Genomic DNA, 17,389 nt, shown 5'->3' on the forward strand with positions numbered 1-17,389 from the left:
TCCTCCCAAAGCCAAAGGTACGAACCATGACCGAAAAAGAGATATCAGCCGCGGATGCCGACAGCGAGCGTCAGCGGCTGGCCGATCTTGCGGAGGTCGGCGATATCGACCTTTCGCAGTACGCGCCGGGAACTTTCGGTTGCCATGAAGCGATGCATACGACATCGCTCATGCTCGACATGACCGACGATCAGTTGCTGCAGCACCCCGCCATTCTGGCCGATCCCGACTTCTACCGTCTTGCCGGCGAAGTTCACGAGGCGCTCTTTGCGCTTTATCAGGCTATCGGCGAGAAGCATCTGGTTGATTGACGGCGCTGCCCTGTCGTCTGACAGCGCGGCGTCAATTCCGGTCAGTTCGTGACGGGAGAGCGGCGGTCGGCCGCCCCCGTCATCGTCGGATCCAACCCGGGTGACGGGTTCTTTCCCTTGCCGGCGTCGGCACCGATGAACTCACCGTTTTCGTCATAACCCGGCTGCACGTTGCCGGTCGATTTCGGCTCCGGCGGCAACGGCTTGGCATCGTGCGCATCCGCCTGTTTCGCAGCCGCCTTGTCTTCGGCGGCGATCGCCGCTTTCATCTTGTCCTTCTTGGCATCGCCATTGTCGGCGGCCAGCGCATTGTCGCAATCGCTATAGTCCTTCATTCCAGCGATCGCGGCGTCGATATCCTGCGGCAGCATGGTGATCTGCTCGCCATAGAAAAGACCCGCATTGCTCGCGCCGCCATCGAAGTACCGCGCCGTCACCGGCGCCTCGGAATTTCCATCGACGAGCTTGTCGGGGTGCGGCACGTAGACGACGTCGGCTCCCAGAGCCCGGCCACGGATATCGGAGCGCAACGTCGGCCCGTTCTTGTCGAGAACCACAACCTGAACGAGATCGGGCTTCTGTTCCTGATAGACCGCCTTGGCGACCCTGAGCGCGGTCTTTACCCGCGTCAGGCCATCGGTCGGTTCAGTGCTGATATATTTGCGGATCCAGAAGCGGTTGTCCTTGCGAATGGTGACCAGGTTGATGTCCGTGCACTGGAGGCCGCCGGGAGAAGCGGATGCGAGGCCGAGCAGCTTGTCCTTGCCGATACAAAGCGCCAAAACGCCGGAGGAGCCTACGAGAAAGGCCACTCCGCCGATAATGACGACAAACTTCCGGGGCAACCGGAAAATGTGCAGTAAGGCGCTCACGCCAACTGCTCCAGCATAGACCACTCCAAGCCGACAAAGATGATCAACCCTCACGTTAGGGAATTGGCGTTTCGGAATACTTAAAACAGTGACGAAACTTGCGATGCCGACGACATCATTACCAAAAAAGGTCCAAACTTTCATAACAATGACAGGCGCTTGCGTTCCGTGCCGCCGACATGCTCTAACCGGAGCATGGCCTTCACCTTGAGACAGCTGCAATACTTCGTCGCCGTAGCCGAACAGGGCTCCGTGACGCGCGCCGCGCAGAACCTGTCCATCTCGCAATCCTCGGTGACCGAAGCCCTCAAGGAGCTTGAAAGCGACCTCGGCGTCGAGCTGTTCGAGCGCCATCCGCGCGGACTGTCCATCACGCACAACGGCCACCAGTTCCTGCGCCACGCGACGAAGATCCTGGCGACCGTTTCCGATGCGCGCACCAGCTTTTCCGGCAAGCGGAACGAGGCCGGTGGCACGCTGAACATCGGGGTGACGTCGCTCGTCGCCGGCTATGTTCTGTCGGATCTTCTGGCGCGTTATCGCCGCGCCTGCCCCGGTGTCGAGGTCAGCGCCATCGAGGATAATGGCGGCTATCTGGAACATCTTCTGGTTGGTGGCGAACTCGATGTCGCCGTCATGGTCATTTCCAACCTGCGGGACCGCATGGCCCTGCAGGCCGAAATCCTGGAGACCTCGCCCTATCGCCTCTGGCTGCCGATGGGCCATCCCCTCGTCTCCGCCGATATCATCAGCGTTGCCGACATCAGCCGCGAACCGCTGATCATGCTGACGATCGACGAGATCGAGGAGAATACCGGCAAGCTGCTGACCGCGCTCGGCGCACGCCCGCATGTCGCCTTCCGCACGCGGTCCGTCGAAGCGGTGCGCAGCCTGGTTGCGACCGGCGCCGGCGTCGCGCTGCTGCCGGATCTCGTCTATCGACCCTGGTCGCTGGAAGGCGACCGCATCGAGAGCCGTGACGTCTCCGGCTCGCTGCCTGTGGTGCAGGTCGGCATGGTCTGGCGAAAGGGATCGAGCCTGCCGCAGGCGGCCCGAGATTTCGTGGGTGTTGCCGAGAGCATGCGCACCGGACGGCAGCGGTAGCGGAGAGCTATTCCACAGGCACCAAGGAGTGGAGGATTGATCATGAAGACCGCCATCATATTCGACTGCGAATTTCTTTGTCTCGAAGGCTCGCAACGCCGATTCTGGTGTGCTGCCCATGATCCGGACCCGGTGATCGCCGAGATCGGGGCGGTAAAACTGGGGCTGGAACGAGACTTCCCCATTCTCGGCACCTATAAGGCCTATGTCCGCCCCATCGACAGATTTGGCAACCGGTACGCGCTCGACCCGTTCTTCACCACGCTCACCGGCATCACCGAAGAGAATATCGAGACGGAAGGCCTCACCTTGCAGGATGCACTTGCCGGCCTCGACAGCTTCTCGGACAACGCCCGCTTCTGGTCCTGGGGCAAGGACGAGCTGAACATGGTGGCGATCAGCTGTTATATCGCCGGCATCCAGCCGCCAATTCCCGCCCACCGCTTCGACAACGCCGTCAAATTGCTGCTGGCAGCCGGAATGCCCATCGAGGATCTGGCGAAGACCCCAAGCAACAAGCTCGCCGACTATTATAAAGTAGACCATCCCCCCTTGCAGGGACATGACGCGCTCGACGATGCGCTTTCCGTGTCCTACACCCTGCAACATCTTATGAAGGCTGGGAAATTACAGCCGGAAGTCTTCGCCCGCCCGTAGGGTCTTTCCTGGAAATGCTTTTGGCTCTGGACTCAACCGATCGAACGGCGAGCTTCCGCTCACCGCTCGATCGCAGCCGTTTGCACAGGGCAGTCAGGAACTGGTGGCGATAGGCAAGACCTCGGGAGCCCCATAGCCTATCAATCTCCAGCTCTACTTCGCGAGAACGATATGCGTGGCTCGCTCCGTCGGAACATGTTCGATCGTCCGGTATCCCAGCGCATGAAGATCAATGCCGCTGAAGAGCGGTTCTCCTTGCCCCAGCGCTGTGGGGACAAAGGCAAGGTGAATTTCATCGACGTGGCCGGCCTGAACATATTGCCTCACGGTCTCGGCGCCGCCGCCGATCTTGACGTCCTTTGCGCCCGCCGCTTCGCGCGCCCTTTGCAACGCCTCCTCGATGCCTCCAGTGACAAAGTGAAATGTCGTTCCCCCGAGCATCTCGATCGATGGCCTGGGATAATGCGTCAGGATGAAAGTCGGTGCATGATAAGGCGGATTGTCACCCCACCAGCCTTTCCATTGATCATCGGGCCATTCCCCGCGAATAGGCCCGAACATGTTACGGCCGAGAATGAAGGCGCCGAAACCTTCCATTGCGCGTTGGCCGAACCGGTCATCGACGCCCGTTTCTCCGTCGTCTTTTCCGAGCATCTGACGAAACGCCCGCGTCGGGAAGAACCACTGAAAAAGCTCCTCGCCTCGCAAGCCAAGCGGGCGATCCAAACTCTGATCGATGCCCGCGGCGAAACCGTCAAGCGAGACACTGAACCCAGCAACTTTTACTTTAGTCAATTCTACCTCCATACATGCCAGCACTCTAGGGCAGAGATCCGCGCCGGCGCATTGCGGCTAGCTCCGTTCACTAGGACGATTGAGATCGCCGGGAGTCGACAACCTATTTCATTTTTTTTCGATCGCGCTGAATGGATGAAGAACGCGCGTTCGAATACATTCGCCGTTGCCGCCTCCAAACGGCACACCGCGCGGCTCCTGAAACCGCAGCACCGACAACGCTTTGCTTGGATTTAAACTCCAGCCGCGCGTGCTACCATGTCAGTGCCTACGGCGCGGTCTCCCTTCCGTCCCATGACCGAGCCCCTAGGAATCGGAATTTCCGATATCGCCTTTCTGATAAATGAATTTGCGAATGCGGCGAAATCGCGTCACCTTTTCTACCGGGAACAAAAAGCCAGCCACTGGCTCCACAATATCAAGATTCAAAAACCGGGAGAGTCCGATGAAGCATCTGCTGAAATCATGCACGGCTGCACTCGCATGCTTAAGTTTTGCCACGCAGGTCATCGCCGCCGAGCCGCTGAAGACGCTCGGCAAGGGCGAAGGCGCCGTCAGCATCGTCGCCTGGGCCGGCTATATCGAGCGCGGCGAGAGCGACAAGAATTACGACTGGGTAACCGGCTTCGAAAAGGAAACCGGCTGCAAGGTCAGCGTCAAGACCGCGGCGACGTCCGACGAAATGGTCGCGCTGATGAACGAAGGCGGCTTCGACCTGGTCACCGCTTCCGGTGACGCGTCGCTGCGGCTCGTTGCCGGCAAACGCGTCCAGCCGATCAACATCGACCTGATCCCGAGTTGGAAGAACCTCGACGACCGATTGAAGAATGCGCCATGGCATACGGTCAACGGCGTCCACTACGGGGTTCCCTACCTCTGGGGGCCGAACGTGCTGATGTACAACACCGACGCCTTCAAGGGCGAGGCGCCGAAGAGCTGGAACGTCGTCTTCGAGGAAATGACCCTGCCGGACGGCAAGTCCAACAAGGGGCGCGTGCAGGCCTATGACGGCCCGATCTACATTGCCGACGCCGCCCTCTACCTCATGGCTCACAAGCCGGAACTCGGCATCAAGGACCCTTACGAGCTCAACGAAGACCAATATAAAGCCGCCCTCGACCTCCTGCGCGGCCAGCGCAAGCTCGTCAGCCGCTACTGGCATGACGCCATGATCCAGACCGACGATTTCAAGAACGAAGGCGTCGTCGCCTCGGGCTCCTGGCCGTTCCAGGTCAATCTCTTGCAGTCCGACAAGCAGAAGATTGCCTCCACCTTCCCCGACGAGGGAACGACGGGCTGGGCGGATACCACCATGCTGCATGCCGACAGCGAGCACCCGAACTGCGCCTATATGTGGATGGAGCATTCGCTCCAGGCCAAGGTCCAGGGTGATGCCGCCGCCTGGTTCGGTGCCGTGCCCTCCGTTCCCGCAGCCTGCAAGGGCAACGAGCTGCTCACCGACAGCGGTTGCGCCACCAACGGCTACGACCACTTCGACAAGATCCGGTTCTGGAAGACGCCCGTCGCCAAGTGCAGCACGCAGAGCGAATGCGTGCCCTATCACCGCTGGGTCTCCGACTATATCGGCGTGATCGGCGGACGGTAGGAACTTACCTTCTCCCCTCGGGGAGAAGGTGGCCCGAAGGGTCGGATGAGGGGGTGGCGCAGCATAGCAAAAGCTGCGTTTCGCTTGCCGCTCAACCCCCGCTTCGCTCCGCTCTTCAGCCCCCTCATCCGCCCTATCGGGCACCTTCTCCCCACTGGGGAGAAGGAAAACAAGTACCCCTGGAGCACCCCATGAACGCCGTTCGTTTCCAGCAGGTGTCGCGCCATTTCGGTCAGGTCCGCGCTGTGGACCGGGTCGATCTGGAAATCGCGCCCGGCGAATTCTTCGCCATGCTCGGCCCTTCCGGTTCCGGCAAGACCACCTGCCTCAGGCTGATTGCCGGCTTCGAGCAACCCACAGGCGGCCATATCGAGATCTTCGGCGAGACCGCCGAAGGCGTGCCGCCCTACCGGCGCAACGTCAACACGGTCTTCCAGGACTATGCGCTCTTTCCGCATCTCAACATCCTCGACAACGTCGCCTACGGGCTGATGGTCAAGGGTGTCGGCAAAAGCGAAAGGCTGCGCGCCGCCGAACAGGCTCTGGAGCTGGTAAAGCTGCCGGGCTATGGCGCGCGCCGCCCCGGTCAGCTCTCCGGCGGCCAGCGCCAGCGCGTCGCGCTCGCCCGCGCCCTCGTCAACAAGCCGAAAGTCCTGCTTCTCGACGAACCGCTCGGCGCGCTGGACCTGAAACTGCGCGAGCAGATGCAGGAGGAACTGAAGACCCTGCAGCGGGCGCTCGGCATCACCTTCGTCTTCGTCACGCACGATCAGGGTGAGGCACTGTCCATGGCCGACCGCGTTGCCGTCTTCAACGATGGCCGCATCGTGCAGCAGGGCACGCCGCACGATATCTACCAGAAACCAAGGACCCGTTTCGTCGCCGATTTCGTCGGCTCTTCCAACGTGATTTCCCCCGACGTCATGTCGTCGCTCGGCGGCGAACGCCGCTGGGCAAGCCTGCGCCCCGAGGCAATCCGTGTGACCGAGGAGAGCGGCGTGGCAGCGACCGTGAAAGCGACGAGTTTCCTCGGTGCCGCTACGCGCCTCTCTGTGGAAGCAAACGGCGCGCGCCTGCATGTGACCGTGCCCGCCGGCCAGTCGGCACCCGACACCGGCACTGCCGTCCGCCTCGCATGGCTGCCGGCGGATGTGCATTACATGGATGACGCCGCATGAACGCCGCCGCCTTTCCCACCTCGGCACAGCAGGTGCCGGCCTCTATCCTGCCGAGCCGCGGCGGTGTCTTCGGCCGCCTCTCGGATCTCTTCTGGCGCCGCCCGAAGCTGCTGCTGTTCCTGATGCTGACGCCGCCGCTGCTCTGGCTCGGCGTCATCTATATCGGCTCGCTGATCGCGCTGCTGCTGCAGAGCTTCTTCTCGATCGACGACTTTTCGGGAATGGTGAACTACCAGTTCACGCTCTCGACCTATGCGCAGCTGCTGAACAGCGCGAACTTCGACATCATCGTGCGCACGGTGGTCATGGCTGCCCTCGTCACGCTGGCCTCCGGCTTCGTCGCCTTCCCCATCGCCTATTATGCGGCGCGCTATGCGCACGGCAAATGGAAGGCGCTGTTCTATCTCGGCGTCATGCTGCCGCTCTGGTCGAGCTATCTGGTCAAGGTCTACGCCTGGAAGCTGATCCTCGCCAAGGAAGGCATCCTCACCTGGATCTTCGACAAGCTGCACCTGAGCTGGCTGCTCGACGGCGTGCTCGCCCTGCCCGTCATCGGCGGCAACTCGCTCTCGGTCAGCTACATCGGCACCTTCCTCGTCTTCGTCTATATCTGGCTGCCCTATATGATCCTGCCGACGCAGGCCGCTCTCGAGCGCGTGCCGGCAAACCTGCTGGAAGCCTCGTCCGACCTCGGTGCCACGCCGAACCAGACCTTCCGCACGGTGCTGTTGCCGCTCGCCCTGCCGGGTGTCGTCGCCGGCTCCATCTTCACCTTCTCCCTGACACTGGGCGATTATATCATCCCGCAGATCATCGGTTCCTCGCGCCTCTTCATCGGCCAGGCCGTCTATACGCAGCAGGGCACCGCCGGCAACGTGCCGTTGGCCGCCGCCTTCTCGGTCGTGCCCATCGTCATCATGGCCATCTATTTGTGGATCGCCAAGAAACAGGGAGCTTTCGATGCGCTCTGATCGTGGCCAACGCGCCTCCTTCCCCTTGAAGATCGCGGCTGCAGGCGGCCTGCTTTTCCTGCACCTGCCGATCCTCCTGATCTTCGTCTATGCCTTCACGACGGAGGAAAGGAGCTACCAGTGGCCGCCTCCGGGACTGACTCTGCAATGGTTCGGCATCGCCTGGAACAGGCCTGATGTCTGGTCGGCATTGGCGCTGTCGGTTCAGGTTGCGACCATCGCAACCATCATCGCTCTGCTCCTCGGCACCCTATGCGCCGCAGCCGTCAGCCAGACGAAGTTCTTCGGCCGCGAGGCGGTGTCGTTGCTGGTCATATTGCCGATCGCCCTGCCCGGCATCATCACCGGCATTGCGCTTCGCTCCGCCTTCAGCCTCTTCGACATCCCCTTCTCGGTCTGGACGATCGTTCTCGGCCATGCCACCTTCTGCGTCGTCGTGGTCTACAACAATGCCGTCGCCCGTTTTCGCCGTACCTCCGGTTCGCTGATCGAGGCCTCGATGGATCTCGGCGCCGACGGCTTCCAGACCTTCCGCCATATCGTCCTGCCGAATATCGGCACCGCACTGCTCGCCGGCGGCATGCTCGCCTTCGCGCTGTCCTTCGATGAAGTCATCGTCACCACCTTCACCGGCGGCCAGCAGATGACCTTGCCGATCTGGATGCTGGAGGAGCTCATCCGCCCCCGCCAGCGACCCGTAACCAATGTCGTCGCCATGGTCGTCGTGCTCGTCACCTTCCTGCCGATCCTGGCAGCCTACTATCTTACCCGCGACGGCGACCAGATCGCCGGCGGCGGCAAATGAAAAGGGAGAGAATAATGGATACCCAGATGCTGATCGGCTCCCGCTTCGAAGCGGGTACGGAAACCGAAGAGCGTGTCCTCAACCCGAAGACGGGCGAAACCGTGCTTGCCCTGCCGGAAGCCTCGCTCGGCCAGATCGATGCCGCCGTCGATGCCGCGGAAAAAGCCTTTACCAACTGGTCGCAGACGACGCCGGGCCAGCGCTCGGCCTATCTCCTCAAGATCGCCGACGCCATCGAGAGGGATGCCGAAGGCTTCGCGGCGCTCGAGGCGCTGAACTGCGGCAAGCCGATCAATGCCGTGCTCAATGACGAGATCCCCGCCATCGTCGATTGCTATCGCTTCTTCGCCGGCGCGGTGCGCAACCTGCATGGTCCGGTCGCCGGCGAATATCTGCCCGGCCACACCTCGATGATCCGCCGCGATCCGGTCGGCATCGTCGGCTCGATCGCGCCCTGGAACTATCCGCTGATGATGATGGCCTGGAAGCTGGCGCCTGCGATTGCCGGCGGCAACACCGTCGTCTTCAAGCCCTCCGAGCAGACCCCGCTGACGGCGCTGAAGATGGCGAAGCTGCTCGCCGATATCCTGCCGGAGGGCGTGGTCAACGTCATTCTCGGCCGTGGCGAGAGCGTCGGCAACGCGCTCATCAACCATCCGAAGATCGGCATGGTTTCCATCACCGGCGACGTCGCCACCGGCAAGAAAGTGCTTCAGGCTGCCGCCAAGACGGTGAAGCGCACGCATCTCGAACTCGGCGGCAAGGCGCCCGTCATCATCTTCGACGATGCCGATATCGACGCCGTCGTCGCCGGCATCCGGACCTTCGGCTACTACAATGCCGGCCAGGACTGCACCGCCGCCTGCCGCATCTATGCCGATGCCAAGGTCTACGACAATTTCGTCGCCGACCTGACCTCCGCCGTCTCCAGCATCAAGTTCAACCAGGCCGACGACACGGAAAACGAGATCGGCCCGCTGATCTCCAAGCGCCAGCGCGACCGCGTCGAAAGCTTCGTCACCCGCGCTGCCGAACACAAGCACATGGAGATCACAACCGGCGGCAAGACCTCAGGCGAACGCGGCTTCTTCTATGCGCCGACCATCGTTGCCGGCGCCACGCAGGACGACGAAATCGTCCGCCGCGAGGTCTTCGGCCCCGTGGTCTCGGTCACCCGCTTCACCAATCCCGACGACGCCGTTGCCTGGGCCAACGACAGCGACTACGGCCTTGCCTCCTCGGTCTGGACCAAGGACATCAGCCGCGGCATGCAGACCGCCGCGCGGCTGCAATATGGCTGCACCTGGATCAACACCCACTTCATGCTCGTCAACGAAATGCCGCATGGCGGCCTGAAGCAATCCGGCTATGGCAAGGATATGTCGGTCTACGCTATCGAAGACTATACCGCCGTACGGCATGTGATGATCAATCACGGGTGAGGCATAGCTCTCGATTTGACCATCCTTTTCGAGCTTGACGCACCGCTACACCCCCTCTGTCACTTCGTGACAGAGGGGGTGTAGCGCTTTCTGCAACTCCTGCGAAAGCCGGCAATCCCCCATTAATCGAAACGCCTTCGGAACAATTTTCCATCTCCCGCGTCTTTAAAGAGTACAACGCAGAGGAGACTGCTAAATGCTGAAATGGGCTCTTATTTTCTTTGTAGTTTCGCTGATCAGCGGCTTTTTCGGCTTTTCCGGCGTGTCGGCCGCAACCGCAACCATCGCGCGCGTTCTCTTCGCCATCTTCCTGATCATCTTCCTGGTGTTCCTGGTCCTGGCTGTCATGGCCGGCAACGCCGTCGTCTGACGAAACAAGCCGATATCGTTGAAGGGGCGGGCCTAGATCAGGCTCGCCCCGACATTTATGGCCAGCGCCAGGATCGTCGTATTGAACAGGAACGACAGGATGGCGTGCAGCAGCGCCAGCTTACGCATCGATACGGTGGAAATGCCGATATCGGCGGTCTGCGCCGCCACGCCGATGGTGAAGGAGAAATAGAGGAAGTCCCAATAGATCGGCTCCTCGACCGGCTCGGCGAATTTCAGCCCCTGCCCCTTGCCCGGGCCGCCATAGAAGCGATGCGCGTAGTGGATCGTGAACAGCGTGTGCAGGAACGTCCATGAAATCAGGATCGTCGCGATCGCCACCATGAGGCGGAACAGGCCGACTGCGGGCGGCGCGTCCTTGACGCCCAGCAGATCCAGCACGATCCCGCCAATGCTGGCAACCGCTGCCGCGATCGACAGAAACAGCAGAAATATGTCGGAAAAATCGAGATCGGCGGAGCGTTTGCGAATGCGCTGCGCATCGGCCGTCAGCATCCGGTACAGGCTATAGATAATGTAAACGACGGCGGTCGTATCCCACGCGATAAGCAGGTTGCCGACATTCAATTGCCGGGATGTCAGCAGCAGGAAGACCGCAATGCCTGCAAGTATGGAAATCAGGATCACATGATGCTTGCGCCATAGCACGAACCCTCTGGAGCGATACAAAGGCCCGTTGGCATCCATGCCATTCTCCGATCACAGCCGCGTCTCAACAAATCGATTCGCTGAAAAGAGTGGCAAATAAAAGGAGGCCCCGCAATACGAGACCTCGGTTAGAGCCGTTCCGCTTTTCCTCGAATCGCGAAAACGCTCTATCCTTTTGTTTTTATGCAATTCCGGACGAAAAACCGCTATGCACTTTTCCTGGAATTGCTCCGGGCAAAACGAGGCTCAGGCCGTCCAGCCGCCGTCGATGACATGGGCCTGGCCCGTCGTGAAGCCCGCTTCGTCACCGGCCAGGTAGGTCACCAGCGCGGCGATCTCCTCGGCGGTCGCGATCCGGCCCATCGGCTGGCGCGCGATGAAATCCTTCATCGCCTTGTCGTAGTCGCCGGTTGCCCGCAGCCGCTCATGCAGGGAGGGGCTGTCGACCGTGCCGGGGCAAATGGCGTTGGCGCGAATGCCCCTGGAAACGAAATCGGCGGCGATCGACTTGGTAAGCCCGATGACGGCAGCCTTGGAGGCGCAATAGGCAAAGCGATTGGGCACGCCCTTCACGCTGGAAGCGACCGAGGCCATGTTGACGATCGAGCCCTTGCCCTTCTCCAGCATGCCCGGCAGGAAAGTGCGGCAGGTCGTGTACATCGCCTTGGCATTGAGGTTGAAGGAGAAATCCCAATCCTTCTCCTCGCAATCGAGGATCGTGCCGGCATGGACGAAGCCGGCGCAGTTGAAGAGCACGTCGATCGGGCCAATCTCTTCCGCGTAAGCCTTGACCGCCGCACCGTCGAGCACGTTCAATATGTGCTTGGTGGCGCCGTCGAGCGTCGAGAGCGTCTGCTCGTTGATGTCGGTGGCGTAGACATGCGCGCCGAGCGAAATGAAGCGCTCCGCCGAAGCCCGGCCGATGCCCTGCCCCGCCGCCGTGATGACGACCTTCTTGCCTTCCAACCCGTGACCCATAATCCTGATCCTTTCTTCGGGAATATGATCTCATCCATTCCGGCCGCCGGAAAAATCGCTGGCGACGTCTTGAATAAGATCGTGCAATAACAAACAGATGCGCAGCCTCGGCCTTAACCTTCGAACGATTGCGCGAAGCGCCGGTTGAGCTTTTCGATTAGGACTGTATGCCGCTCGCCGGCTCGCAGTCCATCGCTAATCACCTCGGATGCCTCGCTTTGGAATGCCATGTAGCCGTCATGCCGCGGCCGCACATAGGCGCCCTCCAGCGTGGCGCGCGTGTTGCGGTAAAAGTCGAGCGCCGGCGCATTGACGGCATCGCTGAGCCAGGCGTCGGCGTGGCCGGGCTGACCGTTACCATCGGCATAGATGCCTGCCTGCACCGAGCCGCTTGCTACCCAGCGCGCAAAGGCCTTGGCCTCTTCAGGCGCGCGGGTGCGCGACGAGACGGCGATTCCCGTGCCGCCCAGCGCCGAGCCGTTCGGCGCGCGGCCGTCGATGACGGGCATATCGGCAAAGGCGATCCGCGCTGGCCTGAATCCGGCAAAGGAATAGTTCACATAGCCGTAGATGAACGGCGAGGCCAGATAAGGACTGTCGGGCTGCCCCATCAGATCGAGCACGGCGATCGGGTCCATCTGGTAGCAGCTTACATCCATGGCGGCGACGATCCGCGCCATCCAGTCGAGCACCGCCTCGCCGTTGGTCTTCGTGATGAAGTCAGGTCCCTCGATGCTGCAGGGCGTGCCGAGATGGGCCGAAAGCGTGATGAAAGTCATCAGCGAATGCGGCGGCCGCATCGGCAGGATCGCCTTGCCTTCCGCCGCCAGAGTCACGAACTCGGCAAGGTCCCTGACCGGCGCGCCCAGCCGGTCCGGCCGATAGGCCTGCACCTGCGTCGCCGCATCGAGCGGAAAGGCCCATTGGTGGCCCTGCCAGTTGTAGCTCGGATAGGAGCGCCCGACGGTGCCGGCGGCAATCGCGGCGACTTCCTGCGAGTGCGCCGCATCGTCGAGCGGCAACAGGCAGTTTTCGCGGGTGATCTGCCCGACATGCGGATGATCGATGACGATGAGATCGTAAGCGGCGGCAAGTTCCTCCACCGGGAATGTCTCGAAATCCTGCAGCGACCGCTTTTCCCAGCTGATTTCGACGCCGGTCTTTTGCTGCCATTGCTTCGAGCAGGCGATCATCGGATCATAGCCGCGCGGATGCGACCAGGTCATTCCCTTGAGCTTCACCATCATGCCTTCTCCGCGCCCGGCTTGCGCTCGACGATCAGGATGTGATCGGCGGCGAGCACGACTTCGTCGCGCTGGTTCAACACCTCGCAACGCTCGACGACACGGCCGGCCGCCGGCCGCTTCGGATCATCCTCTTTCGCCGAGATGGTGACGCGGGTGCGGATCGTATCGCCGATATGCACCGGACGAACGAAGCGCAGCCGGTCGTAGCCATAGGAAAAGGCGACGGGATTGATGAGCGACGCGGTCAGCCCGACGCCGATCGCGAAGATCATCGTGCCATGCGCGATACGCTGGCCGCCGGGCAAGGTCTTGGCGAATTCGGCATCCATGTGGTGCGGAAAGAAATCGCCGGTATGGCCGGCGTGAACGACAAAATCGGTCTCCGTGATCGTCCGCCCGGTGGTCAGCCTGACATGGCCGGGCTCGTAGTCTTCGAAATAGATGGTTTGTTCTGCCATTTCTCAAGCCTTTGGAAGTTCTGCAATCGGCGTCGCCGGAGCGGCGCTCGACTGATAGGCGGCTTCGACAAGCGCCATGGTCTGCCAGGCATCCTCGACGGAGCCAATCAGTTCCCGATCTTCTCCGGCTGCGAAGCGCTGCAGGTTGGCCATGCGGTTGACGAAAGCATCCGGGAACCAGGCGCCCTCCAGCTTGACCTCGACCCAGTCGCTGCCACCCTCGGGACGGATCCAGAGCTCGTCCGGCTCGCCGCGCGGATAGTCGAGGTTGACGCCAAGCTTGATATAGGCGGCTCCCTTCGTGCCTGAGATGCGGAATTCGCAGGCCTGATACTTGCGGCCGAAATCATGGTCGTGATTGACCGAGAGCACGCAGCGTACCTTGTCGCCATAATCGAGGATCGCCGCCGTCCGCGTCTGCGCGACATCGTGGTTGGGGTGGCCGATGGTTTTGGCGTGGATGCCCTGGGGGTTGCCGAGCAGTCCGCGAATGAAATCGAAATAATGGATCGAGTGCATGGCGATCTCGATCCGCGGCAGGCCCTTCAGGAAAGGCCAGAGCCCCCATGGCGTCGCAAGCGCCAGCCAGGCGTCGAAATCGACGACTTCGCCGAGATAGCCCTTGTCCACCGCATCGTAGAGCGCCAGCATCATCGGCGCGAAGCGCAGCTGGAAATTGACGGCCGCCTTGATGTCGCGCTCGCGGCAGACCCTTAGAATCTCGGTGGCCCCGGCAAGATCGCTGCCCATCGGCTTCTGGATCAGCGCGAACGAGCCGCGCGGCAATTTCGCAAGGATCGCGGCATGTGCCGCCGGCGGTGTCGCGAGATCGAAGATCGCACCCTTGACGGCCAGCGCCTCGGCCTCGGACGCAAAGGCGCGAATGCCCCATTGACCGGCAAGTGCCGCCGCCTTTTCGGTATCCGGGTCGTAAAGGCCGGCGACAGGAAAACCGCCTTGCCTGTAAGCCGGAAGATGCGCGTCGCCGACGATGCTACCGGCGCCGAAAATCACGATCGGACGAGGGTTCGAAGGCTTCGGCCACCACTGGCGGAGGGATTTGGGATCGAAGGTCATTGAAGTGCTCCCGAAGCATTAGCTCTGGAGTTCGCTGAAGCTACACACCTCCCTCTGTCACTTCGTGACATCTCCCCCACAAGGGGGGAGATCGTGGAGAACGTTTCGTGCCGCCTCGGGAAACGAATAGCTGTCTTGTCAGCAAATTCGATGCCTGTTGTTTGCGAGAGATAACCGCGAGTGACCAATCTCCCCCCTTGTGGGGGAGATGTCAGCGAAGCTGACGGAGGGGGGTATTCCCTCCACAGTCTCTCCGCTGGCGGAGTGAGAACCTCTTGTTGGAAGCTAATCATGATGAAACACCTCTTCCATCATGGCCCACCACTCACCTTCCTTGCGGGTCTCGAGCGGCTTCTGGCAGGGTATGCAGACGGACCACCATTCCTGGTTTTTCGGGCTGGCCGCCATCTTGCGCATGTCGGCCTCGAAATCCGTGCCGACATATTCCCAATAGCCGAACAGGAGATTTTCCGGCTCCTTCAGGAAGATCGAATAGTTGGTGATGTTGCATTCGGAGATCAGCGCCAGGATCTCGGGCCAGACGGCCGCGTGAAGCGCCTTGTATTCCGCGACCTTGGCCGGCTCCAGGCCGATCACCATTCCCATCCGCTGCATGGCGCGTTCCTCCTCAGCCGTGGATTTCCCGCGTGAATTCGCCAATCGAGCGCGCCTTCACCGCCTCCCAGTCCCAGGCGATGCCGAGACCGGGCTCGGAAGGAGCCAGCGCCCGGCCATCGACGATCTCCATCCCCTTCGTCGTGAGATCGTCGAGCTGCGGGATGTATTCGACATATTTCCCGTTGGGCACGGCGCAGACGAGGCTGACATGCAGCTCCATCAGGAAGTGCGGGCAGACCGGAATGTCGAAGGCCTCGGCGGCATGGGCCACCTTCAGCCAGGGCGTGATGCCGCCGATGCGGGCGACGTCCACCTGGACGATCGAGCAGGCGCCCTTCTGCATATATTCACGGAAATGCCGGATCGAATACATGGATTCGCCGACCGCGATCGGCGTCGGCGTCGAGCGCGTCAGCCGGATATGGCCGTCGAGATCGTCGGCCGGCAGCGGCTCCTCGATCCAGGCGAGGTCCAGCTCCTTCAGCCGCGCGGCGCGGCGGATCGCCTCATCGACGGTAAAGCCCTGATTGCAGTCGGTCATGATCTCGAAGCCGGAGCCGAGCGCCAGGCGCATCGCCGAAAGCCGGTCGTAATCCTCCGATCCGTGCGGCTTGCCGATCTTGACCTTCGAGCCGGAAAAGCCTTTGGCCTTCGCCTGCAGGGCGTCCTCGACCAAGGCTTCCTTCTCGATATGCAGCCAGCCGCCCTCTGTGGTGTAGAGCGGGCAGCGGTCCTTGGCGCCGCCGGCGAGCTTCCAGAGCGGCAGGCCTTGCTTCCTGGCCCGCAGGTCCCACAGCGCCGTGTCGATGGCGGCGAGCGCCAGCGCGGTGATGGGCCCGATGGTCGTCGCGTGAGTGGCGAATTCCAGCTTGTGCCAGATCGCCTCGATACGATCGGCATCCTCGCCGATCAGAAGCGGCACCAGATGGTCGGACAGCAGCCGCATGACGGACGAGCCGCCGGTGCCGATCGTATAGCTGTAGCCGGTGCCGACGGTGCCGTCGCTGTCGGTGATGGTGACGATGGGCGTTTCCTGGCTGACGAAACTCTGGATCGCATCCGTCCGCTTCACCTTCGGCGGCAGGTCGACCATGCGCAGCTCAATTTTTTCGATACGTGCCATGAGTCGGCTCCTTAGTTTGCCAGGCTCTTGCCGGTTTCGACGGAGAAGAGGTGCGCCTGACTGAGGTCGAAGCTCATCTTCAGCCGTTCGCCGCTCTTCAGCGCGCGCGGATTGAGCATGCGGGTCACCCATTCGCGCCCGGCGAATTCGACGAAGACGAGCGTCTCGTTGCCGAGCGGCTCGGTGATGGCGACGGGCAGCGTCAGTTCGTATACGGCCGATTCCGTGCCGGAATGCAGACCGTGACCCGTCGGGAAGATATCGTCGGGCCTGAGGCCGAAGGCGACCTTCTCGCCTTCCTTGACCTTGCCGGCAAACTGGCTTGGCAGCGGCAGCCGGTCGTCGTTCTTGAACACGAGTTCGCCCGCCTTCACGGTGGCCTCCTCGATATTCATCGGCGGCGAACCGATGAAGCCGGCGACAAAGCGCGTGGCGGGCTTCTTGAACACCTCGTCCGGCGTGCCGACCTGCTCGATATAGCCGTCGCGCATGATGACGATGCGGTCGGCCAGCGTCATGGCTTCGACCTGGTCGTGCGTGACATAGACCACGGTCGACTGCACCTTGGCATGCAGTTTCTTGATCTCGGTGCGCATCTGCGTGCGCAGCTTGGCATCGAGGTTCGACAGCGGCTCGTCGAACAGGAACACTTCCGGCTGGCGCACGATGGCGCGGCCCATGGCGACGCGCTGGCGCTGACCGCCGGAAAGCTGCGCCGGGCGACGATCCATCAGGGCGTCGAGGCTCAGAATGGCAGCCGCCTCGTTGACACGCCGGTCGATCTCGGCCTGTGGCTGCTTGGCGATCTTCAGCGAAAAGCCCATGTTCTCGCGCACGGTCATATGCGGATAAAGCGCATAGGACTGGAACACCATGGAGATGTTGCGGTCGCGCGGCGGCAGGTCGTTGACGACGGTGTCGCCGATCTCGATCGTGCCGCCTGAGACCTCTTCGAGGCCGGCGATCATGCGTAGCGTCGTCGACTTGCCGCAGCCGGACGGGCCGACGAGCGCGATGAACTCCTTGTCCGCGATATCGAGATCGATCCCGTGGACGATTTCCAGAGCGCCGTAGCGCTTCACGAGTTTTTTGAGGGAAACCTGAGCCAT

At 61.7% G+C, this 17,389-nt stretch carries 19 protein-coding genes; 9 read left to right on the forward strand and 10 right to left on the reverse strand.

All coding sequences use genetic code 11. From position 1 onward, the window contains the following. Nucleotides 1-26: 26 nt before the first annotated feature. The gene (locus ACQZ6J_RS05870) at nt 27-311 is read left to right on the forward strand and encodes a hypothetical protein (protein WP_163986836.1); all 285 of its coding nucleotides are present in this window, start codon (nt 27-29) and stop codon (nt 309-311) included. 41 nt (nt 312-352) lie between these two features. On the opposite strand, the gene ACQZ6J_RS05875 is transcribed toward ACQZ6J_RS05870, so the two are convergent. Next, the gene (locus ACQZ6J_RS05875; protein ID WP_163986837.1) at nt 353-1,183 is read right to left on the reverse strand and encodes a hypothetical protein; all 831 of its coding nucleotides are present in this window, start codon (nt 1,181-1,183) and stop codon (nt 353-355) included. 195 nt (nt 1,184-1,378) lie between these two features. Here ACQZ6J_RS05875 and ACQZ6J_RS05880 point away from each other — a divergent pair, with 195 nt between their 5' ends. Continuing rightward, nucleotides 1,379-2,287, forward strand: a complete 909-nt coding sequence (locus tag ACQZ6J_RS05880; protein ID WP_004117752.1) for a LysR family transcriptional regulator — start codon at nt 1,379-1,381, stop codon at nt 2,285-2,287. Between the two features lie 42 nt (nt 2,288-2,329). Further along, a complete protein-coding gene (locus ACQZ6J_RS05885) occupies nt 2,330-2,944 on the forward strand; it encodes a 3'-5' exonuclease (protein ID WP_449082583.1) in 615 nt (204 codons plus the stop codon). Nucleotides 2,945-3,097: 153 nt separating this feature from the next. On the opposite strand, the gene ACQZ6J_RS05890 is transcribed toward ACQZ6J_RS05885, so the two are convergent. Continuing rightward, complete coding sequence (locus ACQZ6J_RS05890; RefSeq protein WP_449082790.1) at nt 3,098-3,739, reverse strand: dihydrofolate reductase family protein; 642 nt, start codon at nt 3,737-3,739, stop codon at nt 3,098-3,100. A 445-nt stretch (nt 3,740-4,184) separates the two neighbouring features. Here ACQZ6J_RS05890 and ACQZ6J_RS05895 point away from each other — a divergent pair, with 445 nt between their 5' ends. The 6 genes from ACQZ6J_RS05895 (at nt 4,185) to ACQZ6J_RS05920 (ending at nt 10,111) form a co-directional block, all read left to right on the forward strand. Further along, nucleotides 4,185-5,345 (forward strand): ABC transporter substrate-binding protein, encoded by a 1,161-nt coding sequence (locus tag ACQZ6J_RS05895; protein ID WP_449082585.1) that lies wholly within the window; start codon nt 4,185-4,187, stop codon nt 5,343-5,345. Between the two features lie 191 nt (nt 5,346-5,536). Next, the gene (locus tag ACQZ6J_RS05900) at nt 5,537-6,523 is read left to right on the forward strand and encodes an ABC transporter ATP-binding protein (RefSeq protein WP_449082587.1); all 987 of its coding nucleotides are present in this window, start codon (nt 5,537-5,539) and stop codon (nt 6,521-6,523) included. Continuing rightward, nucleotides 6,520-7,494, forward strand: coding sequence for an ABC transporter permease (locus ACQZ6J_RS05905; protein ID WP_449082589.1), 975 nt, complete (start codon nt 6,520-6,522; stop codon nt 7,492-7,494). The genes ACQZ6J_RS05900 and ACQZ6J_RS05905 overlap by 4 nt, the downstream gene beginning before the upstream one ends. Continuing rightward, complete coding sequence (locus ACQZ6J_RS05910) at nt 7,484-8,299, forward strand: ABC transporter permease (RefSeq protein WP_449082591.1); 816 nt, start codon at nt 7,484-7,486, stop codon at nt 8,297-8,299. The genes ACQZ6J_RS05905 and ACQZ6J_RS05910 overlap by 11 nt, the downstream gene beginning before the upstream one ends. A gap of 14 nt (nt 8,300-8,313) precedes the next feature. After that, entirely contained in the window at nt 8,314-9,741 is a 1,428-nt protein-coding gene (locus ACQZ6J_RS05915) for a gamma-aminobutyraldehyde dehydrogenase (RefSeq protein WP_449082593.1), read from the forward strand. A gap of 196 nt (nt 9,742-9,937) precedes the next feature. Then, nucleotides 9,938-10,111 (forward strand): DUF1328 domain-containing protein, encoded by a 174-nt coding sequence (locus tag ACQZ6J_RS05920; RefSeq protein WP_034483222.1) that lies wholly within the window; start codon nt 9,938-9,940, stop codon nt 10,109-10,111. Between the two features lie 32 nt (nt 10,112-10,143). Here ACQZ6J_RS05920 and ACQZ6J_RS05925 read toward each other — a convergent pair whose 3' ends face one another. The 8 genes from ACQZ6J_RS05925 to ACQZ6J_RS05960 form a co-directional block, all read right to left on the reverse strand. Continuing rightward, nucleotides 10,144-10,818: a DUF1345 domain-containing protein gene (locus ACQZ6J_RS05925; protein WP_163986844.1), complete on the reverse strand. Its 675-nt coding sequence runs from the start codon at nt 10,816-10,818 to the stop codon at nt 10,144-10,146. 207 nt (nt 10,819-11,025) lie between these two features. Then, nucleotides 11,026-11,757 carry an SDR family oxidoreductase gene (locus tag ACQZ6J_RS05930; protein ID WP_449082595.1) on the reverse strand — a complete coding sequence of 244 codons (732 nt, stop codon included), beginning with the start codon at nt 11,755-11,757 and terminating at the stop codon, nt 11,026-11,028. Nucleotides 11,758-11,870: 113 nt separating this feature from the next. Further along, nucleotides 11,871-13,004, reverse strand: coding sequence for an extracellular solute-binding protein (locus tag ACQZ6J_RS05935; protein WP_449082597.1), 1,134 nt, complete (start codon nt 13,002-13,004; stop codon nt 11,871-11,873). Continuing rightward, nucleotides 13,001-13,462: a MaoC/PaaZ C-terminal domain-containing protein gene (locus ACQZ6J_RS05940; RefSeq protein ID WP_163986847.1), complete on the reverse strand. Its 462-nt coding sequence runs from the start codon at nt 13,460-13,462 to the stop codon at nt 13,001-13,003. Before ACQZ6J_RS05940 ends, ACQZ6J_RS05935 begins: the two co-directional genes overlap by 4 nt. A gap of 3 nt (nt 13,463-13,465) precedes the next feature. After that, nucleotides 13,466-14,539 (reverse strand): Gfo/Idh/MocA family protein, encoded by a 1,074-nt coding sequence (locus ACQZ6J_RS05945; RefSeq protein ID WP_449082600.1) that lies wholly within the window; start codon nt 14,537-14,539, stop codon nt 13,466-13,468. A gap of 285 nt (nt 14,540-14,824) precedes the next feature. After that, on the reverse strand, nt 14,825-15,154 hold the full coding sequence (locus ACQZ6J_RS05950) for an L-rhamnose mutarotase (protein ID WP_092573489.1): 330 nt from the start codon (nt 15,152-15,154) through the stop codon (nt 14,825-14,827). 13 nt (nt 15,155-15,167) lie between these two features. After that, nucleotides 15,168-16,280 (reverse strand): mandelate racemase/muconate lactonizing enzyme family protein, encoded by a 1,113-nt coding sequence (locus tag ACQZ6J_RS05955; protein WP_449082602.1) that lies wholly within the window; start codon nt 16,278-16,280, stop codon nt 15,168-15,170. 11 nt (nt 16,281-16,291) lie between these two features. Beyond that, a complete protein-coding gene (locus ACQZ6J_RS05960; RefSeq protein WP_449082604.1) occupies nt 16,292-17,389 on the reverse strand; it encodes an ABC transporter ATP-binding protein in 1,098 nt (365 codons plus the stop codon).

Source organism: Rhizobium sp. A37_96 (assembly GCF_053521765.1).

Excerpts from the sequence above, each read along its gene's own strand:
- ACQZ6J_RS05945 (WP_449082600.1), bottom strand. The coding sequence starts at position 14,539 with ATGACCTTCGATCCCAAATCCCTCCGCCAGTGGTGGCCGAAGCCTTCG.
- ACQZ6J_RS05955 (WP_449082602.1), bottom strand. The coding sequence starts at position 16,280 with ATGGCACGTATCGAAAAAATTGAGCTGCGCATGGTCGACCTGCCGCCG.
- ACQZ6J_RS05910 (WP_449082591.1), top strand. The coding sequence starts at position 7,484 with ATGCGCTCTGATCGTGGCCAACGCGCCTCCTTCCCCTTGAAGATCGCG.
- ACQZ6J_RS05915 (WP_449082593.1), top strand. The coding sequence starts at position 8,314 with ATGGATACCCAGATGCTGATCGGCTCCCGCTTCGAAGCGGGTACGGAA.
- ACQZ6J_RS05925 (WP_163986844.1), bottom strand. The coding sequence starts at position 10,818 with ATGGATGCCAACGGGCCTTTGTATCGCTCCAGAGGGTTCGTGCTATGG.
- ACQZ6J_RS05935 (WP_449082597.1), bottom strand. The coding sequence starts at position 13,004 with ATGATGGTGAAGCTCAAGGGAATGACCTGGTCGCATCCGCGCGGCTAT.
- ACQZ6J_RS05905 (WP_449082589.1), top strand. The coding sequence starts at position 6,520 with ATGAACGCCGCCGCCTTTCCCACCTCGGCACAGCAGGTGCCGGCCTCT.
- ACQZ6J_RS05895 (WP_449082585.1), top strand. The coding sequence starts at position 4,185 with ATGAAGCATCTGCTGAAATCATGCACGGCTGCACTCGCATGCTTAAGT.
- ACQZ6J_RS05870 (WP_163986836.1), top strand. The coding sequence starts at position 27 with ATGACCGAAAAAGAGATATCAGCCGCGGATGCCGACAGCGAGCGTCAG.
- ACQZ6J_RS05920 (WP_034483222.1), top strand. The coding sequence starts at position 9,938 with ATGCTGAAATGGGCTCTTATTTTCTTTGTAGTTTCGCTGATCAGCGGC.
- ACQZ6J_RS05940 (WP_163986847.1), bottom strand. The coding sequence starts at position 13,462 with ATGGCAGAACAAACCATCTATTTCGAAGACTACGAGCCCGGCCATGTC.
- ACQZ6J_RS05900 (WP_449082587.1), top strand. The coding sequence starts at position 5,537 with ATGAACGCCGTTCGTTTCCAGCAGGTGTCGCGCCATTTCGGTCAGGTC.
- ACQZ6J_RS05960 (WP_449082604.1), bottom strand. The coding sequence starts at position 17,389 with ATGGCTCAGGTTTCCCTCAAAAAACTCGTGAAGCGCTACGGCGCTCTG.
- ACQZ6J_RS05885 (WP_449082583.1), top strand. The coding sequence starts at position 2,330 with ATGAAGACCGCCATCATATTCGACTGCGAATTTCTTTGTCTCGAAGGC.
- ACQZ6J_RS05880 (WP_004117752.1), top strand. The coding sequence starts at position 1,379 with ATGGCCTTCACCTTGAGACAGCTGCAATACTTCGTCGCCGTAGCCGAA.
- ACQZ6J_RS05950 (WP_092573489.1), bottom strand. The coding sequence starts at position 15,154 with ATGCAGCGGATGGGAATGGTGATCGGCCTGGAGCCGGCCAAGGTCGCG.
- ACQZ6J_RS05930 (WP_449082595.1), bottom strand. The coding sequence starts at position 11,757 with ATGGGTCACGGGTTGGAAGGCAAGAAGGTCGTCATCACGGCGGCGGGG.